16 protein-coding genes are annotated in these 21,167 nt (G+C 37.0%); 5 read left to right on the forward strand and 11 right to left on the reverse strand.

Annotation, left to right across the window (positions count from 1 at the left end):
• Positions 1-58: 58 nt before the first annotated feature.
• The gene (gene proS, locus H560_RS0100775) at positions 59-1,534 is read right to left on the reverse strand and encodes a proline--tRNA ligase (protein WP_027378266.1); all 1,476 of its coding nucleotides are present in this window, start codon (positions 1,532-1,534) and stop codon (positions 59-61) included.
• Between the two features lie 144 nt (positions 1,535-1,678).
• On the opposite strand from proS, the gene H560_RS0100780 reads away from it, so the two are divergent.
• Together H560_RS0100780 and H560_RS0100785 are read left to right on the forward strand one after the other, a co-directional pair.
• On the forward strand, positions 1,679-2,716 hold the full coding sequence (locus H560_RS0100780) for a hypothetical protein (protein WP_027378267.1): 1,038 nt from the start codon (positions 1,679-1,681) through the stop codon (positions 2,714-2,716).
• A gap of 32 nt (positions 2,717-2,748) precedes the next feature.
• Positions 2,749-4,158 (forward strand): OmpP1/FadL family transporter, encoded by a 1,410-nt coding sequence (locus H560_RS0100785; RefSeq protein WP_027378268.1) that lies wholly within the window; start codon positions 2,749-2,751, stop codon positions 4,156-4,158.
• 70 nt (positions 4,159-4,228) lie between these two features.
• Here the strand turns inward: H560_RS0100785 and H560_RS0100790 are convergent, their stop codons facing one another.
• The 4 genes from H560_RS0100790 to H560_RS0100805 all read right to left on the reverse strand — a co-directional run bounded on the left by H560_RS0100790 (position 4,229) and on the right by H560_RS0100805 (position 10,441).
• The gene (locus H560_RS0100790) at positions 4,229-5,881 is read right to left on the reverse strand and encodes a RagB/SusD family nutrient uptake outer membrane protein (RefSeq protein WP_027378269.1); all 1,653 of its coding nucleotides are present in this window, start codon (positions 5,879-5,881) and stop codon (positions 4,229-4,231) included.
• A gap of 11 nt (positions 5,882-5,892) precedes the next feature.
• Positions 5,893-8,628 (reverse strand): SusC/RagA family TonB-linked outer membrane protein, encoded by a 2,736-nt coding sequence (locus H560_RS0100795; protein WP_027378270.1) that lies wholly within the window; start codon positions 8,626-8,628, stop codon positions 5,893-5,895.
• A 356-nt stretch (positions 8,629-8,984) separates the two neighbouring features.
• Complete coding sequence (locus tag H560_RS0100800; RefSeq protein WP_027378271.1) at positions 8,985-9,713, reverse strand: ZIP family metal transporter; 729 nt, start codon at positions 9,711-9,713, stop codon at positions 8,985-8,987.
• Positions 9,713-10,441, reverse strand: coding sequence for a class I SAM-dependent methyltransferase (locus H560_RS0100805; protein ID WP_027378272.1), 729 nt, complete (start codon positions 10,439-10,441; stop codon positions 9,713-9,715). Before H560_RS0100805 ends, H560_RS0100800 begins: the two co-directional genes overlap by 1 nt.
• Before the next feature lie 130 nt (positions 10,442-10,571).
• Between H560_RS0100805 and H560_RS0100810 the strand changes: the two genes are divergently transcribed.
• Complete coding sequence (locus tag H560_RS0100810; protein ID WP_027378273.1) at positions 10,572-11,735, forward strand: THUMP domain-containing class I SAM-dependent RNA methyltransferase; 1,164 nt, start codon at positions 10,572-10,574, stop codon at positions 11,733-11,735.
• A gap of 297 nt (positions 11,736-12,032) precedes the next feature.
• Here H560_RS0100810 and H560_RS0100815 read toward each other — a convergent pair whose 3' ends face one another.
• The 3 genes from H560_RS0100815 to H560_RS0100830 form a co-directional block, all read right to left on the reverse strand.
• A complete protein-coding gene (locus H560_RS0100815; RefSeq protein ID WP_027378274.1) occupies positions 12,033-12,329 on the reverse strand; it encodes a GIY-YIG nuclease family protein in 297 nt (98 codons plus the stop codon).
• A 470-nt stretch (positions 12,330-12,799) separates the two neighbouring features.
• Positions 12,800-13,606, reverse strand: a complete 807-nt coding sequence (locus H560_RS0100825) for a helix-turn-helix domain-containing protein (protein ID WP_027378276.1) — start codon at positions 13,604-13,606, stop codon at positions 12,800-12,802.
• Between the two features lie 35 nt (positions 13,607-13,641).
• Complete coding sequence (locus H560_RS0100830) at positions 13,642-14,649, reverse strand: SDR family NAD(P)-dependent oxidoreductase (protein ID WP_027378277.1); 1,008 nt, start codon at positions 14,647-14,649, stop codon at positions 13,642-13,644.
• A gap of 232 nt (positions 14,650-14,881) precedes the next feature.
• Between H560_RS0100830 and H560_RS0100840 the strand changes: the two genes are divergently transcribed.
• The gene (locus H560_RS0100840; protein ID WP_027378278.1) at positions 14,882-15,886 is read left to right on the forward strand and encodes a glycosyltransferase; all 1,005 of its coding nucleotides are present in this window, start codon (positions 14,882-14,884) and stop codon (positions 15,884-15,886) included.
• Between the two features lie 147 nt (positions 15,887-16,033).
• Here H560_RS0100840 and H560_RS0100845 read toward each other — a convergent pair whose 3' ends face one another.
• Positions 16,034-17,260 (reverse strand): aminotransferase class I/II-fold pyridoxal phosphate-dependent enzyme, encoded by a 1,227-nt coding sequence (locus H560_RS0100845; protein WP_027378279.1) that lies wholly within the window; start codon positions 17,258-17,260, stop codon positions 16,034-16,036.
• Positions 17,261-17,411: 151 nt separating this feature from the next.
• Here H560_RS0100845 and H560_RS0100850 point away from each other — a divergent pair, with 151 nt between their 5' ends.
• The gene (locus tag H560_RS0100850) at positions 17,412-17,870 is read left to right on the forward strand and encodes an Lrp/AsnC family transcriptional regulator (protein ID WP_027378280.1); all 459 of its coding nucleotides are present in this window, start codon (positions 17,412-17,414) and stop codon (positions 17,868-17,870) included.
• Between the two features lie 88 nt (positions 17,871-17,958).
• Here the strand turns inward: H560_RS0100850 and H560_RS0100855 are convergent, their stop codons facing one another.
• A complete protein-coding gene (locus H560_RS0100855) occupies positions 17,959-18,990 on the reverse strand; it encodes a bestrophin family protein (RefSeq protein ID WP_027378281.1) in 1,032 nt (343 codons plus the stop codon).
• Between the two features lie 91 nt (positions 18,991-19,081).
• Positions 19,082-21,154 (reverse strand): alpha-ketoacid dehydrogenase subunit alpha/beta, encoded by a 2,073-nt coding sequence (locus tag H560_RS0100860; protein ID WP_027378282.1) that lies wholly within the window; start codon positions 21,152-21,154, stop codon positions 19,082-19,084.
• Between the last annotated feature and the right edge of the window lie 13 nt (positions 21,155-21,167).

The raw sequence follows: 21,167 nt of genomic DNA on the forward strand, positions 1-21,167 counted from the left end.
AAATCTTTAAAAATCACGCGGATTCTTAAAGATTTATTAATTTAATTTAAATTGGATTTTAATAAGCTTTTGCGAATAAAACCCGTCTTTTTGATGGTTTTCCTGAAATCAGGGAAACACCTTCTTCAATATCATCATCCAGAGGAATACATCTTATGGTAGCCTTTGTTTCATCTTTGATCTGTTCCTCTTCTTCTGCCGTCCCGTCCCAGTGAGCATAGATAAAGCCGCCTTTTTCTTCCAGAACTTTTTTGAATTCTTCATAAGTATCAACTTTCGTGATGTTGTCTTTTCTGAAGTTTGCTGCTTTTGTATAAAGATCTTTTTGAATAGTCTTTAATAATTCTTCGATATAAGAATCCAATCCTTCTATAGAACGGACTTCTTTCGTTAAATTATCTCTTCTTGCAATTTCCACAGATTTATTTTCAAGATCTCTTGGTCCCATTGCAATTCTTACAGGGACACCTTTTAATTCATATTCTGCGAACTTCCAGCCCGGTTTATTCTGAGTGTCATTGTCGAATTTCACGGAAATACCTTTTGCTCTCAATTTAGCCTGAATGTCTAAAGCTACTTCACTGATCTGCTCCAGCTGCTCTTCCCCTTTAAAGATCGGAACAATCACCACCTGAATCGGTGCAAGGGTAGGAGGCAGTACCAATCCGAAATCATCAGAATGCGTCATGATCAAAGCTCCCATCAAACGTGTTGAAGTTCCCCATGATGTAGCCCATGCATGCTCTATTTTCCCTTCTTTGTTTGTGAATTTTACATCAAATGCTTTTGCAAAATTTTGTCCAAGGAAATGTGAAGTTCCTGCCTGCAAAGCTTTTCCGTCCTGCATTAATGCTTCGATACAATAGGTTTCATCAGCCCCCGCAAATCTTTCGGAAGGAGTTTTTAGCCCCTGAATTACCGGCATTGCCATAAAGTTTTCTGCAAAATCTGCATATACTTTATTCATTTTTTCTGCTTCTTCTACGGCCTCATCTTTTGTGGCGTGAGCGGTGTGGCCTTCCTGCCATAAAAATTCTGCCGTTCTTAAAAATAAACGGGTTCTCATCTCCCAACGGACAACATTCGCCCATTGGTTAATTAATATAGGTAAATCTCTGTAAGACTGAATCCAGTTTTTATAAGTATTCCAGATGATGGCCTCTGAAGTAGGACGTACGATAAGCTCTTCTTCCAGCTTGGCATCCGGATCTACAATCAGTTTAGACGGGTTATCAGGATCTGTTTTTAATCTGTAGTGGGTAACAACGGCACATTCTTTAGCGAAACCTTCTGCATTTTTTTCTTCAGCCTCAAATAAGCTCTTGGGCACAAAAAGGGGAAAATAAGCATTTACGTGGCCTGTTTCTTTGAATTTTTTATCCATTTCGTCACGCATTTTTTCCCAGATTGCATAGCCATAAGGTTTGATTACCATGCATCCTCTTACTCCTGAGTTTTCAGCAAGGTCGGCTTTTACCACCAACTCATTATACCACTTGCTGTAATCTTCGCTTCTTGAGGTTAATTTTGCCATTATTTTTTTTAATTTTTTTAACTTTTCGTTATTATTGTTATCTAAAAATAAAAATCTATTTTTGATAGATTTTTAGTACCGGTATTTGGTACATTTTTGGTACAGATTGCAAATATAATTTAAATTAAAAATTTTTACGTTATCATGAAAAGAAATATACATAAAAATTTGCTTGGTATGTTAAAATCCAAAGGGATCTTAGCGATATCAGGCGGATTATTACTTGTGTCCTGCGGTGCTCAGATGGGCGGTTACAGCGAGACAGATGGCGTTTATTACGACCCTAATAAAGATACACTGCCGGAAGGCGTGATCATCAATGATAGAGGAAACAGAGTAGGAGAAGACTACAACTATTATCAGGATGATTCAAACGTGATTCAGAACGCAGAAGTTAATTCCAGAGAAAGAAAATATGACGACTGGAATAATTACAACTGGAACAGCACTGCAACAGACTCAGACTGGGGAATGTATGCAGGAAGTGAAACCAACTATTATGACAATTCCTGGGGGTGGGGTTATCCTTGGGGATGGTACGGTGGTTACAGCCCATATTGGGGTTGGAATCGCGGCTGGGGTCTTGGACTTTCATGGGGCTGGGGAAGCTCGTGGGGCTGGAATATGGGTTGGGGATACTCTCCGTATTGGGGCGGTATCTATGATCCATTCTGGGGCGGCTACTACGGATATCCTTATTGGGGATATGGCGGCTACTACGGTGGGTATTACAACCCAATCTACAGAAGAAGTGCTTCAGGAGGCAGAGGATTCAACAGCTACAGCGGAGGTTTTGCCAATAAATACGGTATGAATTCAGGAGGTTTCAGAAGAAATAATTCCAATACAGGAGGCTTTAGAAACAGCAACGGAAATACAGGTGGTTTCAGAAATTCTAACGGAACAAACGGAGGCTTCAGACAAGCTCCTGCAAACGGAGGTTTCAGAGGTCAGAATGGTGTAAGAAACCAAGGTGGTTTCAGAAACCCGGGAACTCAGGTAAGACCTAACTACAATCAGCAGGCTCCAAGAAATGACGGAGGATTCAGAAATAATGGCGGATATAATAATTCCAACAGCGGTGGCGGCTTCCGAGGAGGCGGTGGCTTCGGCGGAGGAAGCGGCGGCGGAGGATTCAGATCCGGCGGCGGTGGAGGCGGTGGCTTCCGAGGTGGCAGATAATATTTAAAAATTAATAACTATTCAAAAAAATAATGTTAAAAAAATCTTTAGCAATAATGAGTATTTCTGCTGCATTTTTTGCGCGGGCTCAAGATGTTTCTGTGATTAGAAATACTGTGGATGTATATTCAAGCTCGCCAAATATCGGTTCTGCAAAGTTTAATGCGATGGCAGGCTCGAATGGGGCTTTGGGAGGTGATGCGAATTCTTTACTTACCAACCCGGCGGGTCTGGGTGTGGCAATTTCAGGAGAAATTTCCGGTACATTGTCTATCATGAGCAATAAGAATACATCTTCTTATGCAGGTTCTTCTTACGGATACAATATTAATAAAGGAGATCTCGGAAACATAGGGGCGGTAATGACCTTCCAGCTGATGACGGAAAGTGCTTGGAAATTCATTAACGTTGGGGTCAACTACTCGAACCAGTCGATTGAAAACTATATCGAAACACCTGGAAACAGTAATCTGATCTATGATTTTGCAGATGGCGGAAGCTCTTCGTTCGGAAGACATGCATACGACAGATACGGCTATTTATCCAAAACCAGCGTGGGTGTAGGAGCAAATTATAACAATAACATCTATTTGGGAGCAGGATTAAATTTCTTTAATTCTTCAATAGACCAGTCTGATACAGCTATATTCAATTCTCTGGATAATGGCTCGGCAGAATATTTCAGCAAGCAGAATACACCTTTTGTAGAAAGAGGGAGCGGTTTTTCTGCTTCATTAGGGGTTATCGGTAAGCTTAGCCCGAATTTCAGAATTGGTGCGGCTTTAGAAACGCCAACTTTCTGGGATATCGACAGAAGCTATAATTTCTATAATGATGCCATTTATGGAGATGATTACGCGGCAGAAAACAGAAAATTCACTTCTCCGCTTAAGGCAACTGTAAGTGCGGCTTTCATTGCAAGCAAAAGTTTTGCCTTGAATGTGGACTATACATTAGGTTTAACGAAGCCGAAGTATAAAGATTACGGCCCGGCCGAGAGAGATTTAAACAGCTTCTTTAAAGATGATTATAAGAATCTATCAGAATTAAAAATAGGAGCAGAATACAGAATTAAGCAATTCAGACTGAGAGGAGGGTATGCTTATACCTCCAGCCCGTTTGATGCGCTTACCATCAGCAGATATACTGATGACGGACAAGGTTTGGCGGATCAATCATATAATAATCTGATATTAAATGACAGAAACGCCTTATCTGTAGGTCTTGGATATGATTTCAAATCATTCTATATAGATGCTTCTTATCAAAATATAACTTCAAAATACAGCAATCCTTTATTAAGAGGGGTGATTGACAGTAATTTTGAGGACGGATATTATTCACCGAAACCGAACCGTCTTATTGCAAGCGATGGCTATGTGGTGTCGGATGTGAAAAATAACAGAAATAACTTCTTTCTTACATTCGGATGGAAATTCTAATTTCCGGATTATGTAATGAGTGATTAAATTGAGGCTCCGAATCTTTAGATTCGGAGCTTTTATTTTATTATTAATCAGGATTTTGAATTAAATTGGGCTGAATCTGTATTTGCTGTTCAGGAATGTATTCTATAACTCTATTGTGAGTGTAAGGTATGATGTAGAAAGGATTTGTCCCGTTAAGATGCGAACCCGGGTACTCTCTGTTCATATCCAGTTTATTTCTGTACACATCGTTTCTGCGATGTCCTTCAAAAGCCAGCTCCAGACGCCTTTCATCAAGAACCGTGTTTAAAAGAGTTTGTCCTGCAGGAACGGAAGTGTAAGCCGGAATTCCGGCCCTGGTTCGGATTACATTTACATCAGCTAATGAAGCAGTAGTATTTCCTTTTTTAGCATAAGCTTCAGCTCTGTTCAAATACATTTCGGCTAATCTTATAACAAGTGGAGACCACAATTGTGGAACTCCTTCCTGCAAAGAACATTTTAAAACAAAGAATTTAGGGTAACCATTTCTTTTTTCTATGTCATAATCTAAATAAACATACACTTTATCCCCTGCAGAATTGATAAAATAATGATTTGTTTTATCTGGGGTCACTTCCGGATAAACCTGATAATTCACATTGTTCATTGTGAAATATGTATTTCCGTTTTGTTGGAAAGTCTTTTGGAAAACATAATTGTAATTGATACCCCCGGAAGCGTTTGTTCCTTTCTGTACCCAATAGGCAACCGGAACTTGTGGTGATGCATATTTAGGCGCAATGAATTTTAATCTTACATCTTCCGGATGCTTATTGATGAGATCCAAATAGGTAGAAGAAGGATACATTTCACCCCAACCCACATTCTGAATAGTGGAATACATGGATCCAATACTTTCCCAACCATCTGTATAATCGCCATCTTTATTAAATTTAAAAGCAAAAATAGTTTCTGTATTACTTTCAGGAGTTTTTGTAGAATATGAAGGTAATTCTGCTTTGGATAACATTGCAAATTTCCCTGAATTAATTACTTTATCTGCATATTCTATAGCCTGATCATTTTTTTCCATATATAAATAAACTCTCGACAATAATGCCTGTGCAGCTTCCTTAGTAGCATAAATGTGAGATTTATTCACAGTCATGAGTTGTTCTGCTTTTTTAAGGTCGCTTACAACCAGATCATAAACTTCACCGACTGTGGCTCTCGGAGGAAGATCATTGACATCGTCAGAAGTTTTTAACGGAACACTCAAATTTCCAGTTCCTTGGTTATACGGCCTTCCGAACATATTAATGAGGGAAAAATAGACATACGCTCTCAGAAAATAGTTTTCCCCAATCAATTGATCTGTTTCTGCATCTTTACCCTGGGCAATTTTAGAAATAATCCGGTTACACCCGATAATAGCTTTATATCCGGTATTCCATGTTGTGTTGGTACGGTAGTTATTTTTAATGTTTTTGTAATTGTAGTAATAGAAAAAATTATCTGAGGTAGTTCCGCTGATATCAATATTGTCTCCACTATATTCGTTGTACCGGTATAGATTGTTATAAAAACCTCCCGAACCGCCATCTCCTTTCAATAATGCATAGTTTCCAAGGGTAATTGTCTGTATTCCTGTTGCATCTGATAATACAACATCAGATTCCTTCGAATCATAGGGTGAGCGGTCTATATTACATGAAGCTAATGACAGCATTACTAATGAAATAAATATTTTTTTCATGATGTTAAATTTTAAAAAGAAAAGTTTAAGCCTAAAGAATATCTTCTTGGAACCGGATAGATAGCTCCTGCGCCGCCTGAATAAGTAGTCTGTCCGTCCGCAGGGCCAATTTCAGGATCTACACCCGAGAATTTCGTGATTGTAAACAGATTTTCTCCCATGAAATAAATGCTTGCGGATTTAATGCCTATTTTTTCCGTTAAAGAAGCGGGCAGATTATATCCAAGTCTTAAAGATCTTAATTTTACAAAGCTTGCATCTTCCAAATAGCGTGACGAGGTATTATTCGTTAAATTATTATTATCAAATAAAGCGATTGGGTGTGTGGCAATATCGCCCGGTTTTTCCCATCTTTTCCATCCTTCCTGAAAAACCATTTGATTATAATAAGGATAAGTGCCATCAGAATCGAAAAATTCTCTGTAATAATTATAGATCTGTCCGCCCTGAGAAAAATAAAGGTTAGCATTCAGATAAAAATCTTTTATGGTAAGATTGGTAAAAATGGAGCCATAATAATCCGGCGTTGCAGTACCTACAATTTGCCTTGTAGCCTGGTTGTAATTGGAAGTAGCGCTTGTAGTTCCATCAGCATTTACAATTTCCCACAATCCCATTCCGTTATCAGGGTTTACACCCAGCCACTTTCTCATATAGAAAGAATTCACATCATATCCTGGGATGGTAGCATGGTTATTTGATAAAACCTGCGTTCCGTTATTTCGTGTGGAAGTGACAACGTTCTTGTAAGTACTTACATTAAATCCTAAATCCCAGGTAATGTCTTTATTTTTAATAATGGCATAACTTACATTAAATTCCCAACCTTTATTTTTTACATCTCCAATATTGAGATATTGTCTGTCAACACCTGTTAAAGCAGAAAGAGTAATTAATGCCAGCAAGTCTTTTGTTTTGTTATTAAAATAATCAATATTTATATTCAGCCTGTTGTCAAATGCTCTAATGTCTGTTCCAATATTGTTTTGAATAATTGATTCCCATGTAAGATCGGGATTTCCCAGCTGATACCATGTTGCACCGATCTGTCCGTCATATCTTTGTGTTAGAGCATAAAGATCCTGCCATCCGTAATTAGGAGCCGGAGTATTTCCTACAAGTCCTCTGCTTGCTCTTAATTTCCATTCATTAATTGGTTTAACCTGAAAGAATTTCTCTCTATTAACATTCCAACCCACACTGTAAGAATAAAATAATCCACTTCTATGGCTTGCTCCAAAGGCCGAGGAAGATTCGTTTCTTAAAGATCCCTGAACAAAATATTTTTTATCATATACATATTCAGCATTGAATAGAAGTGCGTTGTAGGCTCTGTCAAACTTACTTCCTGAAGGTTTTACTCCTGTGATTGCTCCTGTGTCAAAAACATCTGTTCCCGGAACTATCCCATAAACACTTGCGGTAGAGGTTTTGTAAAATCTGTCGGTATATTCGTAAGCGGCAAGGGCATTAACATTATGTACGCCAAAGTCTTTATCAAATCTCAACATTTGGTTAAAAAACTTACTGATATCTCTGATCTCAGATTCTGACGATTGTCCTTTTGTACTTTCGCCGGATAAAGATCTGGGATCGACATAATACATGGTATTGAGATTTTTGTAGGTAACATTGTTGGTAGTAACAAACTTTAAATAATCAGTAAGTTTGATTTCCGCATCCATATTTCCAATCAGATCCAACTGATTGTTCTTGCCATAATTCCATTGCAGGTCATAAAGATAGTTGGCATGATCTCTTCCGTACCAGGTATCCGTATTTGGATTTACATAATTCCCGTATTCATTTATTGGTTTGTCCCAGGGCAAGTTAAGGTACATTTCGAATAAAGAAGCTCTTACATCTTTTCCGGTAGTATACGATAAGCTTACTTTAGGTTTTAAAATTAACCACGGTTTTACCGTCTGTTCATGATTAATTCTAAAAGATAATCTATTGTAATCATAGCCTTTTACCGTTCCGGTTTCATCATAATAATTCCCTGAAATATAGGTTTTAGAGTTTTGAGAGCCTCCTCTGAAATAAACGGTGTAGTTTTTCGCAACTCCGGTTTGGGTTCCGTTTTTCAGCCAGTTGTATCCGGGCGTTCTCAGGCTGCTCGGAACAGCATCGTCAGGTACATTTTTTAAAGAATAAAAGTTATCATACAGCTGTACCCCGTCCATCAGTTTAAACTTTCCATTGGTAAAGGTGTTGAAAGACGTATTCATAGATACATTTAAGCTTCCTTTTCCCGAACTGCCGGATTTTGTAAATACCTGCACAACCCCGTTGGCTCCACGTGAACCGTATAACGCTGTGGAAGTGGCATCTTTTAAAATATTAATGCTCTCAATTTGGTTTGGATCGAGATTAGGAGTTCCTGTCATGATAACACCATCTACTACCCAAAGTGCGGCAGTAGGGCCGTTAATTGTAGAAGTTCCTCTGATTTTTACGATAGCAGTCGAGCCGGGAGCCCCGCTCTGCATGATCTGCGCCCCGGCGGCTTTCCCTTGTAGCATACTCGAAACATCAGAATTGTTGGAATCTTGTAATTTCTTGTTGGAAACTACAGAAACAGCTGCTGTAAGACTGGATTTTTTCTGTGCTTTGTATCCTACAATTACAACGTCTTCTATTTGGGTTTCTTTTAGTGTGTCAGTTTTTTGCTTGGTTTGTGCAGATACTAATCCGCCCATCAAAAAAAAGATTGCTCCCTTGGTAAGGTTTTTTGTTTTTTTCATACATGTGCAATTTGGGTCATTGCTAATGTACAAAATTTTTCAAGTAATTTAAATTTATTTTGTTAAATTATGCTAAAATATTATTTTATATTTAAATTAAATTGTATAAAATTATTTTATATATAAAAATAAATGAAATAAATTATATTTGTCACAATAGCTGTTTTAAAATTTTCATTTATTTCACCGGGTTGTGTGAAATATTTTTTTAATTCAGTTTTGAATGAACAAATTATAAAATGAATTGATACTTATGTTAATATTTAATGTAAAAAATCAAGTGTTATAAGGAGAAATATAAATAATTTATGCTATTCGAGAAATTTTAAGTGGTGTCAACTTATAACTGGATTCAATTAATGATGATGTCCCACATGAGAATGATCGTGGAAAAGGTGCATAATTAAAGCTAAAGAAACTCCCAATATCACCAAGCCGATCTTAGTCCAGTCGATATTATGGTTTTTATTGCTCTCAAAAATAATGACGGATGAAATATGCAGGAAAATTCCTCCAACGATAGCAAGGAAATAAGGCTGCAAATCAGGATTAAAATAATTACCAAGCAGCATCCCCATTGGAGAAGCTAATGCAAATAAGGCAACAATCAGGAAAGAAGGATAAGACGGCGTGGACCTGGATTCATCTTTTCTGTTGAATAAAAAAGCTCCCAAAATAAACGAAATAGGAAGGTTATGAAATAAAATTCCCAAAAGATAAGGCGAAAGCTCATGTTCTTCATTCGCAAGAGGAATTCCTTCAATAAAGGCATGGATAAAAAGCCCCACCATTAAAGCAACAGGAAGAATATTATGCTCATTATGATGATGGAAATGCCCATGTTCAAAGCCTTTGGTTAAAGCCTCCAGGATCATCTGAAGCAATACGCCTGCAATGACAAATATGCCAAGGCTGCTGCCCGTTTCAGAAGTGTAAACCTGCGGGAAAACCTCATTAAGACAGATGGTAATTAAAAATCCGGCACTTAAAATCAGTAGATTTTTTGCCAGTTTTTCTTTTTTACCGAAATATTTTCCAAGAAATACGCCTGCAATGACGCTTAAGATCAGTAAAACAACGGTTATCATGAGTTTTTCTTAAATAAATTAATGCAACGTGGTGAAGTTTCTTTATTAAATTCGTTCAATTGATAATCTCCCCAGATTTTGACTCTTTCGAAACCGCAATCTGCTGCATAGGAATTAATGGCATCTAAAGTATGAAGCTTCACTTTCTCAAAAAAATGAAACTGCTGCCCTTTGTCTTCGAAGCGAATATCTTTGATGATATGCCTTCCTTCGATTTTCTTTAAAATTTTAAATTCTATATTTCCCCTTACAATGGTGGATTCCGGAACTATTTTGCTTCTTACAAATTCTTCATTAAGATAATCCAATACAAAAAAACCACCGGGTTTTAACACATTGTAAACCGAATGAAACACTTTTTTATCATCATTTTCATTGTCAAAATACCCAAAACTGGTAAAAAGATTAAAAACAGCATCCATTGGATCTGCATCAATCGGGTTTCTCATATCATGAACATCGAAGATCAGGTGTTGGTTTTCAAACTGTTTGTCATATTCTATACTCTGTCTGGAAAGGTCAAGGCCCAAAACATCATAGCCCAGCTTATTCAGGAAAACCGAATGTCTTCCTTTTCCACATGCAAGGTCTATAATCTTAGAATTAGGCGGAAGCTGCAGCTCTGTAGTGAGCTTTGTAATGAAGTTTTCTGCTTCCGTATAGTCTCTGTTGCTATAAAGTAAATGATAATAAGGGGTATCAAACCAAGATTCAAACCATTCCATAATGCAAAAATAACTATTTTTGTGCGGTAAAAGGAAAAGTATTTTAAAGATTTAAATATTGAAAAATTCAATTAATTTAAAAATTGAATCCTTAATCTTTTAATCTTTAAATCTTTTAATTAAAAAAAATATGGACATAGAAAACATACAGATACAGATAAAAACTTTCTTCGGACTGGAACAGATTTTAGCTGAAGAGATCAAAAAATTAGGCGGAAGAAAAGTAGAAGTAAAAAACCGCGCTGTAAATTGTGAAGGAGATTTAGGGTTTTTGTATAAAATTAATTATTCCGCAAGAACGGCTTTAAAAATTTTAGTTCCGATTCATGAATTCAAAGCTTTTAATCAGCATCAGTTTTATGACAGGCTTTTTAAATTCGACTGGGAAGAATTTATGGATGTAGACCAGTCTTTTGCGATTGATTCTACAGTGAATTCTGAAACTTTTAAGCATTCCCAATTTGTAACCCTTAAAATGAAAGACGCGATCGTAGATTATTTTCAGGAAAAATTTAAGAGGCGACCGAATGTTGAGACAAGGAATCCGGATATAAAATTTCACCTTCACATCGACCGTGAATTAATTACTATTTCTTTGGACTCTTCCGGAGATCCTTTATTTAAAAGAGGTTACAGGAAAGAGCAGGGTGAAGCACCGATTAATGAAGTATTGGCCAGCGGAATGCTGCAATTGGCCGGATGGGACGGAAAAGGAAATTTCCTGGACCCGATGTGTGGTTCCGGGACGCTGCTTATTGAAGCGGCAATGATTGCCATGGATCTTCCGGCGCAGATTTTCAGAAGAGGATTCGCTTTCCAAAACTGGAAAAATTATGACGCTGATTTATTTGCTAAAATTAAAGAATTCAGAATCGGAAGGATTAAGGAATTTACCGGAAAAATTGTTGGATACGACATCGATGCGAGAATGCTGAATGCTGCAAGAATCAACATAGAAGCGGCCGAGATGGAAGATGTAATTGAAGTGAAAAAACAGAACTTCTTTGATTCCAAAAAAGAGCTTTTCCCTTTATTGATGGTTTTCAATCCGCCGTATGATGAAAGAATTTCTATCAATGATGATGATTTCTATAAAAAAATAGGGGATACCTTCAAAACAAATTATCCGAATACGCTGGCATGGCTAATTTCATCTGATCTGGAAGCGGTGAAGAAAATTGGTTTACGCCCTTCAAGAAAAATCAAGCTTTTCAATGGGAAGCTGGAAACTAGATTTCTGCAGTATGAGATGTATGAGGGAACGAGAAAAGTGCATAAACTGGAAAATCAGTAATTTTTCCGGGCTTCGAGAGCCTCAGCCTGACAGCGAGTATCAATAAAATGTAAAACTGTTAGTATTAGGGTTGTCACCCTGAGGCTCTCGAAGGGTTCTTAACTATGGACTTCGAGAACCTCAGCCTGACAGTGAGTATCAATAAAATAATCGTTAGTATTAGGGTTGTCACCCTGAGGCTCTCGAAGGGCTTTTAACTATGGGCTTTGAGAACCTCAGCCTGACAGTGAGTTTCAAAAGTATATTAACCTTTAAAGTTAACCTTTGTTGTATAATAAGGATAATTAATTAAGTTCTTTATTTATTCGGAGTTTTTCTCTTAGAAAGGTTTGGGAGCTTTTCCCATTCATCATTTATGATAGCTTCTTTCTTTTTTCTACTCCAGCCTTTCACCTGTTTTTCAAATGCAATTGCTTGATTTACATCGTTAAAAACCGTATGGAAAACCAGTTCAAATGGCCTTCTAGTGTATGTGTAAGAATCTGGATTAATACCTTCTTCATGATATTGTAATCTTTGTTCTATATTGCTGGTAAATCCCGTATAATAGGAATCATCTGAACATTTTAAAATGTATACGTAATATTGATTCATGCTGTGTTTTATTCAAAAATACTATTTTTATGGGTAAATTATTACACAATAATTTATATTTTTGCCGAAACTCAGAAAGATGAATTGGAATTTTTTGGATATTATTGGATTGATATTAGATGCGTTGAGTTTATTAAGCAATTCATCCTCAAATACTAATTATAATAACAATTCAAAAACCAAAAAGAAAATAAAATATCTTAAAGAAAAAATTAGTGCAGCTGCTTTTTTAATTTCCGGCTTACTGTTGTTTTTCGTTTTTAAAAATCCTCTGCCGGTGGAGAACTATACCCAAACTTTAATAGTCATTTCACTGATAGGTTTAGCTATTTCACTTTTGCTGTTTTTTATTCTGTATGTTTTAGGAAAATATTATTTCAAAAGTGTTTTCCAATGGTTGTTTTTCAGTAGTTCTGTAATATTGCTTTTTATTTCTTTGGTTTTTTGTTTTTATTTTAAATCTGGAATATTTATTTAACCACCGACGGCGCAAAACCATACTGCTTCTTAAACGCATAAGAAAAATGTGAAAAATCCTCAAAACCCACTTCCATAAAAATATCTGAAGGTTTTTTATTCTTTTCAGATAGGTGATAATAAGCCAGCTCAAGGCGTTTCTGGGTAAGCCAGCGCTGAGGTGTTGTGTTGAAAACTTTCCTGAAATCCCGGTTAAAGGTAGATAAGCTTCTTCCTGTCAAATATCCGAATTTATCCAGAGACATATTGAACATATAATTTCTCTCCATAAAGTTCACCAGATCAATCTTTCCCGGTTCTTCAAAATCTGCAAGAAGAAAATCAATATTTTTATCAATTTCCCTCAAAATACTGATGGCTTCTGTTATTTTTAACGAAGCAATATTCTCAGGAAAGGCTTCTTTCATATCAAAATAAGGAATCAATGATGCTAAACAGCTTTCCAGAAGCGGATGTTTTTCAAAGCTGTAAATCCGTGTTTCTCCACGAATATTTTTTTCTCCGATTTCAATATTTGAATAAAAATTTTTCAATCTTTCTTTCGTAAGATGCATCACAACAGCTTTATGCGGAAGACCATCTTTAGGATAGTTTATTATCGTAGCAAGATGATTTCTCGGGATCAGGAAAATGTCTCCGGCTTTGAAAAGATAGGATTTATCTGCCTGAATTATTTTCGTTTCTCCGGAAATAAACCACACCAGTATATGAAACTCAAAAACGTTTTCTGTTTTAAAGAGCTTGTCATCATACGTTGAAAGTTTGATATCTGGTGTGATATATTTAAAATGAAAATCCATTTATTTTAATTTCAGGATAAATTTAAGTAAAACAATTATTCCGCATCGAATTTTAAGCCTATCATTTCTTCGCTCAGCTTCCAGAGCCTTTCTGCGTTTTCAGGATCAATGGAATAAGGCTGAACTCCTCGAATTGTGGAAGGATCTTCATATCTGTGTTCAATTTGCCCATTGTCAATCTCTGCAATATCACAATTTTCACAATAAACTCCTCCAATATTTTCCAGTAAAGGATTTGTTGCACACCAAATCGTCGTAGCGGCACCTTGTGAAATGGTTTTTAATTTGTCTTTAACTTCCGGTTTTATATTTCCGCTTTCATCATGAGTTCCCATCTGGATGAACAGTTCAGTCGGTTCTTCCCTTCCTAAATCTGTTCCGTAGACGGAGCCCGGATGCAGGGAATATGCTCTTACATTATGTTTCTTGGCTTTCTCATCAAGTGCGACAGCAAAAAGGTTGCTTGCGGTTTTTGATTGTCCATAGCCTTGCAGGGTATGGTATTCTCTATTCTCAAAATTAGGATCTTCAAAATCAAAAGGGGACATCTGGTGGCCGTAAGAGGAAACGTTGATAACTCTTGCTCCGTTGGCCTTTTTCAGAGCCTCCCACAGCTTAGCGGTAAGATGAAACTGTCCCAGATAGTTGGTTGCCAGTTGTGATTCAATTCCTCGCTTGTCCCTTTTTAAAGGAACCCACATAATTCCTGCATTGTTAATTAATAAGTCTAATTTTCTTCCCGTAGAAATAAATTTTTCGGCAAAAGCATTAATGGATTCGGGATCAATCAAATCCAGCTTTTCAATTTCAATATTTTCAATGCCGGTGAGGTTTTTTCCGGCCTTTTCCATATCTCTTGCCGGGACAATTACGGTGGCTCCTGCAGAAACCAGTGTTTTTGTAGTTTCCAGGCCAATTCCGGCGTATCCTCCTGTAATGATTATTGTTTTTCCTGAAAGATTAATTCCCTTAATAACATCTTGCGCAGTAGACTGTGCATCAAAACCTGAATGAAGTGGTTGTTGTAAATTATTCTGTTTCATTTTAAAATTGTTTTACATTTTTCTTGAGACAAAGTTATACTGTTGCAGGAAGGATAATTTTGTTCAAAATGTCAATTTATTTTGTTTAAAATGTCAATTTTGTTTATTGATTTTCGTGAAAGGGATAAAAATTAATGGTATTGATATTATTTTGTTGTGCTTTGCGTTTAATTTATAGTAAAACTTTTTTGCGCATTCATCCCTGAATAAGTAATTTTGAAAAATTTTCAATTTGAAGCCTACAATTTCCATCGTCGTCGCTATTTTCAACCGAAAAGATGAGCTTTTCGAGTTATTGAACTCTCTTACCCAGCAAACGGATAAAGAGTTTGAGATTATTATTGTAGATGATGGCTCGCTGATTGATTTAAAGCCTACCATTCATAATTTTGAACAGATTTTAGACATAAAATATTTCAGAAAAGATAATTCCGGACCGGGGCTTAGCAGGAATTACGGTGCCAGACGTGCAGAGAATGAATGGTTGGTGTTTGTAGACAGCGATGTGATTGTAGAGAAAGATTACATTGAAAATATTAAAAAAGATATCCTTGAAATTCCCTGTGATGCCTTTGGTGGAGCAGATAAAGCGCATAAAGGCTTCAATCTGATGCAAAAAGCAATTTCCTATTCCATGACCTCTGTTTTTACAACAGGTGGAATCCGGGGAAGTAAAAAAGCGGTTTCTAAATTTCAGCCGCGGAGCTTCAATATGGGAGTGAAAAAAGAAGTATTCGAAAAAGTGGGAGGCTTTTCAGAAATGAGAATCGGTGAGGATCCGGATCTTTCGATGACTCTTTGGGAAAATGGATTTACTACGGCATTTTTTGATGATATTGCTGTTTATCATAAACGCAGGGTAGATTTTGGGAAGTTTTCAAAGCAGGTGTATCAATTTGGATGTGCAAGGCCAATTCTCAACCAAAGACATCCGAATTATGTAAAAATTTCATTTGCATTTCCAACTTTGTTTCTTTTAGGTTATATAATCGGCTTTTTGGAATATTTTATTTTAGGCCGCGGAATCATCCTTGCCTTTTACGGGTTATACACATTTATGGTGCTTTTCCATGCTTTATTTGTTACTAAAAATATCAGCATTGCAGGAATGGCAGTCATTTCCACTTATATCCAAATGTTTTCCTATGGATACGGTTTCTTAAAATCGTGGATATTATTAAATATTTTCAGGATGAAACCGGAAGATGCCTTCCCGAAACATTTTCATAGAAAATAAATTTTTAATTATAACTAAAGGCTTAGTTTGTCATTCTGATAAAGAAAGGATTTCTACATTAAAATTTCTATTTTAATCCAGAATAATCGTGAATCAAAATTAAAAAAATAAAGACTGCCGATTCAGAACAGTCTTTATTAACAATAACTAGAATATGGATATGGTTTCATGGTTGAGAACGCCTGTTTTTAGCATGCATTCCTTCATCTTTTCGTAAGTGCGCTCAATGTCGTGATCCAGACCGATTGAAAATCTTATCAATCCATCGGAAATCCCCATTGCGGCTCGCTCTTCCTCTGGAATCTCCGATGAGGTTGAGCTTCCTGAACAGGAGAATAATGTTTTGTAAAAGCCTAAGCTTACCGCCAGATACCCAAGGTTTTCCTGCTGCATGAGTTCCATCAGCTCATTAGCTTTTTCAGTAGTTCCGGCATCTAAAGTTAATAATCCCCCGAATCCGTACTCTTCATGCATCATACTTTTCATTAATTCGTGGTTTTTGTGAGATTTTAATCCGGGATAAACAACCCTTAATCCATCCTGTTCAAATCTTTCCGCCAGATACATGGCATTATGGCTGTGCTGTTTCATTCTGATGTGCAGCGTACGCAGGTTTTTCAGGATGCTTGCAGACCGCAGGCTGTCCATTGTCGGCCCCAGAAGCATGCATGCTCCGGTGTTCACATTTTTTGTATCATTAATGAATTCCTGGGTTCCGCAGTAAACTCCGCCTACAGTGTCGCTGCTTCCATTAATGAATTTCGTTAAAGAATGGATCACAATATCCGCTCCCAACAAGGTAGGGGAGATGGAAAGTGGTGAGAAAGTATTATCAACAATCAGTTTTAAGTTATGCTTTTTGCAGATTTCTGACAACTTTCTCAAGTCCGCAACCTCCAGCAGGGGATTGCTTACACTTTCACAATATATAATCTTTGTATTTTTTTTGATTGAATTTTCAATGGATTCGAAATTATTGATATCAACAAACGTTGTATCAATTTGAAAGGGAGGTAGAAAATTTTTCATGAAAGCATACGTTCCACCGTAAATTGTTCTGCTTGAAATGATGTGATCCCCACTTTTACAAACCTGCATTAATACTGAGGTTATAGCTCCCATTCCTGATGCGGTAACATTGGCGGCTTCCGTGTTTTCAAGTTTTGCCAATGCCTGTGCAAGGTAAAGATTCATAGGCGAAGAATGTCTTGAGTACAGATAACACCCTTCAGCATTTCCCTCAAACGTGTCAAACATGGTTTTTGCCGAAAGGAATGTATACGTTGAACTGTCTGAAATTGATGGATTTACCCCACCGAATTCACCGAAATACTGTAAATCCTGGATTTCATTAGCTGCATTAAAGTCTTTCATTGCTTAAATTTTCTCTGATAAAAATGAATGAATTACAGAATAATTACAAGGATAATTTAAAATATTAGAATATAAATCTAATTATATAATATTTAATAGAAAAAAAGTTTATTATATTTAATTAATATAAACTTTTAACAAAAATTTATCTATGACCTTTGATGAAATTGATAAGAAACTGCTCCTTTTTTTGCAGGAAGATGCGAAACAAACCACAAAAGAACTCTCATATAAGCTTGGCCTTTCGATAACAGCAGTATATGAACGCATTAGAAAAATGGAAAATACGGGTGTGATTTCAAAATATGTTGCCTTACTTGACCGTCATAAAATTAACAGAGATTTTATTGCACTTTGTCATGTGAAATTGACTCAGCATAAAAAAGAATATGTTCTTCAGTTTGAAAAGGAAATCATGAATCTGCAGGAAGTCACGGAATGTTTCCATGTAAGCGGTGATTATGACTATATTTTGAAAATAGGAGTGAAGGATATGGAAGATTACCGGAATTTTATGCTCACAAAGCTTACTACTTTACAGCACATAGCGAGTACTCACAGCTCTTTTATGATTTCTGAGGTAAAAAATACGACGGCAATAGTTTTGTGAATTTTAGGTGTAGGTTTGATATTTTAATTACGTTTATTTCACAACCTTTGTATGGATCACTTTAGAATTTAAATCAGAAAAGAAATATTTAAACCAAAACGCCATTTTTAGACGAAATCGGTTCAGGAAGATCTGTTTCCCCGGTCATTTGTAGAAGGTCAATTTCAATGGTTCTGCAGATGGAGAGCATGGGAACGTCAAACATTAATCCTGCAAAAGGATTTTCGGAATAATCTCCCACAAGTTCCATAATGATATAAATCCAGCCGATAATAATACAGAAAGGAATGGAGGTCCAGATTCCCCAGTCTCCCAGCTTTTCAAATTCATTCACGAGGCCCAATGGAAGCAGCAGAATGAAAAGTACATTAAAAACAAAGGCTGTACTGGCAAACTGTCTTGGTGACGGGAATTTTTTAATTCTTTCCGCCTGCCCCTGAAAACCGTAAAAATCATTTAATGAATTTTGCAGCTGCATTTGATTAAAATCAGAAATGGCATTTATATTTTTTAAGTCATTGATATCTTTTGCCTGCTGGGAAATTAGATGTGTAGCGAAATTTTTATATTCAGACTGGCGCTCGGCTTCTTCTTCAGATAGGTATTTGTTAAGGAAAAGAGGAGTCCTGCTGTAGTCGGGAAATCCTGCTTTTATAAGCCTGTTTCTCCTTTGGTTGATATTGTGGTGTGTTTCTTCCTCAGCACTGATATGTTCCCACTCGGTAGGTATCAAAAGCTGCTCACGGAATTGATAAAGCCATGCAATATGCCTGTAAACAATTTTTTTTCTTCGGTCTTCAAGATCAAAAGTTCCCACTTCCTCATTATTTGTATTGAAGGCATAAACCATCGAAGCAAATGATCTGCTGGAGTTCACAATTCCGCCCCAGATTTTACGGGCTTCCCAAAGCCTGTCGTAAGCCTGATTGTTTTTAAAACCAACCAGAAATGCCTCTGCGGTACCGATCAATGCTACCGGAACCCAGGGAATCGTCATCCACTGCCAGTGGAAAAAATGAAACAGAACGGCAATTAATGTACACCAGACGGAGATCCAGATAAGATGCATTCCGGATAAATTGAGAACTTGTCTGTAATTGACATATTTTGTTGTGATCATGGGCGTTCAATGTTTAGTGCAAGAATATTAAAAATAATAAAAATGCACAAAAAAACCTCTATAATTTAGAGGTTTTTATATTTTGTCTGATTTAATATTTCAGCATTTCTTCAATTTTGGCGGAAAGCTTTTCTGCATTTGGAAGCATTTCTTTTTCCAAGACTAAGTTAATCGGAACGGCCGGAACATCCAGTGAACCCATTGTTTCTACAGGCGCATCAAGATATTGGAAGCAGTTTTTGGAAATTCTGTGTGCAAAGGCTTCTGCAAAGGAATTGTTTAATTGTTCTTCAGTTAAAACAATGCATTTTCCATGAGCTTTTACCCTTTCAAAAACCAATTCTTCATCAAGTGGGATTAAGGTTCTTAGATCTATAACCTCAACTCTTCCATTGAATTTTTTTGATGCTTCTTTTGCCCAGTAAACGCCCATTCCATAAGTTACAACCAATAAAGTTCTGCCTTTTTCGGTTTCTTCCTTATCTGCTTCAATGATTACTTTTCCTTTTCCGAAAGGTAAAATATAATCCTCTGCAGGTTCAATGGTTTTAGCATCTTCAGTTCCCGGAACTTTGCTCCAGTAAAGACCTTTATGTTCCAACATTATTACAGGATTCGGATCATAATAAGCGGCTTTTAAAAGTCCTTTGAAATCTGCGGCGTTGCTCGGGTAGGCAATTTTAATCCCTTTAATATTGGCTAAAATACTTTCGACGCTTCCACTGTGGTAAGGTCCTCCACCGCCGTAAGCTCCGATTGGGACACGGATAATATTGCTGACAGGGAATTTACCCTGGCTCAGATAATTTGATTTTGAAATTTCCGTAATCAGCTGGTTGATTCCCGGATAAATGTAATCTGCAAACTGAACTTCCACAATCGGCTTTAATCCGACTGCACTCATTCCGGTTGTAGAACCGATAATGTAGGCTTCCTGAATGGCTGTATTGAAAACTCTTTTGCTTCCGAATTTTTTACCCAAGGTTACCGTTTCACGGAAAACCCCGCCGATTCTTTCACCAACATCCTGTCCGTATAATAATGCTTCGGGATGCTTCCACATCAATTCCTGAATAGCATGAATCGCTGCGTCTACCATCACGATTTTTTCGCCGCCTTCCGGTTCGCGTGTTCCTATCTCTTCTGTAATTGGAGTAGGGGCAAAAACATGCTGCATTACCGTTTCAGGCTTCGGATCTTCTGCTTTTTGAGCTCTTTCGAATGCTTCTTCAGCTTCAATTCTTGCTTTTTTGGTAATCTGTTTTAATAATTCTTCATCAATTCCGGCATCAATTAATTGATTTCTAAGGATTTCTCCCGGATCTTTAGCTCTGTGTTTAGTTAAATCTTCTTCGTCTCGATAGAATTCTCTTCTTACTCCGGAAGTGTGATGGCCGATTAAAACTGTTTTTGCACAAACAACAAGTGGTTTTCTTTCATTTCGTACAAAATCAACAGCTTTTTTCATTACTTCAAAGCTTTCCACAAAATCTGTTCCGTCTACTCTCATTCTGCTCAGTCCTGTGAATCCCGCTACAAAATCATAGGCATCACAGGTTCTGGCTTCTTCTTTGGTTACGGAAATTCCCCATTCATTATCCTGAACAAGGAAAATAATAGGAAGCTGGTGCAAAGCTGCAAACTGAAGCGCCTCACTCACTTCACCTTCCGTTACGGAATTATCTCCAAGACTGCAGACTACTACAGGATTATTTTCAAATTGCTGTAAATTAAAATCCTGAATATATTTTATTCCCTGAGCAACACCGGTAGTAGGAATGGTCTGCATTCCGGTTGCTGAGCTCTGGTGAATGATTTTTGGCTTATTTTCGTCCCTGCTGGAAGGGTGAGAGTAATATGATCTTCCTCCTGAGAAAGGATCGTCGGCTTTTGCTAATAACTGAAGCATGAGTTCATAAGGTTCAAAGCCAATTCCTAAAAGAATGCTCTCGTCTCTGTAATAAGGAGAAACCCAGTCTTCTTTTTTTAATTGGTAAGCGGTTGCCAGCTGAATGGCTTCGTGGCCTCTTGATGTGCTATGAACGTATTTGGTAACATTTCTGTTTTCTTCATAAATGTCTGCCATTGCTTTTGCAAGCATCATGTGATTAAAAGCTTTAAGCAAAATATCCTGAGAAACTTTCTCGTGAAGTGTATTTTCCATAGAAAGCAAAGAT

The organism is Chryseobacterium daeguense DSM 19388 (assembly GCF_000430825.1).
In the GTDB taxonomy this organism is placed as follows: Bacteria; Bacteroidota; Bacteroidia; order Flavobacteriales; family Weeksellaceae; genus Chryseobacterium; species Chryseobacterium daeguense.

Bases quoted from the DNA above. Each gene is read 5' to 3' on its own strand.
- proS (WP_027378266.1), bottom strand. From the start codon at position 1,534: ATGGCAAAATTAACCTCAAGAAGCGAAGATTACAGCAAGTGGTATAAT.
- H560_RS0100780 (WP_027378267.1), top strand. From the start codon at position 1,679: ATGAAAAGAAATATACATAAAAATTTGCTTGGTATGTTAAAATCCAAA.
- H560_RS0100785 (WP_027378268.1), top strand. From the start codon at position 2,749: ATGTTAAAAAAATCTTTAGCAATAATGAGTATTTCTGCTGCATTTTTT.
- H560_RS0100790 (WP_027378269.1), bottom strand. From the start codon at position 5,881: ATGAAAAAAATATTTATTTCATTAGTAATGCTGTCATTAGCTTCATGT.
- H560_RS0100795 (WP_027378270.1), bottom strand. From the start codon at position 8,628: ATGAAAAAAACAAAAAACCTTACCAAGGGAGCAATCTTTTTTTTGATG.
- H560_RS0100805 (WP_027378272.1), bottom strand. From the start codon at position 10,441: ATGGAATGGTTTGAATCTTGGTTTGATACCCCTTATTATCATTTACTT.
- H560_RS0100810 (WP_027378273.1), top strand. From the start codon at position 10,572: ATGGACATAGAAAACATACAGATACAGATAAAAACTTTCTTCGGACTG.
- H560_RS0100815 (WP_027378274.1), bottom strand. From the start codon at position 12,329: ATGAATCAATATTACGTATACATTTTAAAATGTTCAGATGATTCCTAT.
- H560_RS0100825 (WP_027378276.1), bottom strand. From the start codon at position 13,606: ATGGATTTTCATTTTAAATATATCACACCAGATATCAAACTTTCAACG.
- H560_RS0100830 (WP_027378277.1), bottom strand. From the start codon at position 14,649: ATGAAACAGAATAATTTACAACAACCACTTCATTCAGGTTTTGATGCA.
- H560_RS0100845 (WP_027378279.1), bottom strand. From the start codon at position 17,260: ATGAAAGACTTTAATGCAGCTAATGAAATCCAGGATTTACAGTATTTC.
- H560_RS0100850 (WP_027378280.1), top strand. From the start codon at position 17,412: ATGACCTTTGATGAAATTGATAAGAAACTGCTCCTTTTTTTGCAGGAA.
- H560_RS0100855 (WP_027378281.1), bottom strand. From the start codon at position 18,990: ATGATCACAACAAAATATGTCAATTACAGACAAGTTCTCAATTTATCC.
- H560_RS0100860 (WP_027378282.1), bottom strand. From the start codon at position 21,154: ATGGAAAATACACTTCACGAGAAAGTTTCTCAGGATATTTTGCTTAAA.